Genomic DNA, 1,077 nt, shown 5'->3' on the forward strand with positions numbered 1-1,077 from the left:
TAGCTTAACCGCAAGGAGGGCGCTTACCACGGTAGGATTCGTGACTGGGGTGAAGTCGTAACAAGGTAGCCGTATCGGAAGGTGCGGCTGGATCACCTCCTTTCTAGAGTTTGCACGAATCAGTAATGATTCACACATCAAATGTTCACACTTATCGGCTGTTAATATAAAGAACAGCATTTGGGGCTGTAGCTCAGCTGGTTAGAGCACCGTGTTGATAACGCGGGGGTCGTTGGTTCGAGTCCAACCAGCCCTACCAGTTTCTGTAGTCTGTATTACCCATTGGGGGATTAGCTCAGCTGGGAGAGCACCTGCTTTGCAAGCAGGGGGTCGTCGGTTCGATCCCGTCATCCTCCACCAAAAGTTCAAACGTAAATCAGTGTTGAATTCAACACCGGGATTTAGGTTTGGTCTTTTCGAGATCAAGTGCTGTATGTTCTTTAACAATCTGGAAGAAGTAAAGATTATTTATTGATCGGTTTGCCGTAAAAGGTAAATCGATGGGTAATGATTGTATGTATCAACAAACAAGCAACAACGTTGTACTTTCTTATCCTTGTAGCGCTCTTTTCGTTTGAAAGAATGAAGAGGCTAACGTTATAGGGACAAGCGAATAAGTGCACATGGTGGATGCCTTGGCGATTACAGGCGATGAAGGACGTAGTAGCTTGCGATAAGCTGCGGGGAGTGAGCAAACACACTTTGATCCGCAGATTTCCGAATGGGGCAACCCACCCTTTTAGGGTATTGCATACTGAATACATAGGTATGCAAGGCGAACGCGGCGAACTGAAACATCTAAGTAGCTGCAGGAAAAGAAATCAACCGAGATTCCCAAAGTAGCGGCGAGCGAAATGGGAAGAGCCTGTACGTGATAGTCGGACTGATAGAAGAATCCTCTGGAAATAGGAACCGTAGCGGGTGATAGTCCCGTATTCGAAATCAGACCGGTGATACTAAGCGTACGACAAGTAGGGCGGGACACGTGACATCCTGTCTGAATATGGGGGGACCATCCTCCAAGGCTAAATACTCGTAATCGACCGATAGTGAACCAGTACCGTGAGGGAAAGGCGA

General features: G+C 47.4%; 2 tRNA genes and 2 rRNA genes. All 4 read left to right on the forward strand.

Annotated features, from left to right (window positions below):
- Positions 1 to 103: ribosomal RNA gene (locus tag O0881_RS29185) — 16S ribosomal RNA — on the forward strand; the annotation flags it as partial.
- A 79-nt stretch (positions 104 to 182) separates the two neighbouring features.
- Positions 183 to 259 (forward strand) — tRNA-Ile (locus O0881_RS29190).
- A gap of 25 nt (positions 260 to 284) precedes the next feature.
- Positions 285 to 360: transfer RNA gene (locus O0881_RS29195), tRNA-Ala, on the forward strand.
- 243 nt (positions 361 to 603) lie between these two features.
- A 23S ribosomal RNA gene (locus tag O0881_RS29200) occupies positions 604 to 1,077 on the forward strand; the annotation flags it as partial.

This window comes from Janthinobacterium sp. SUN100 (assembly GCF_030397705.1).
Lineage (GTDB): Bacteria > Pseudomonadota > Gammaproteobacteria > Burkholderiales > Burkholderiaceae_D > Janthinobacterium > Janthinobacterium kumbetense.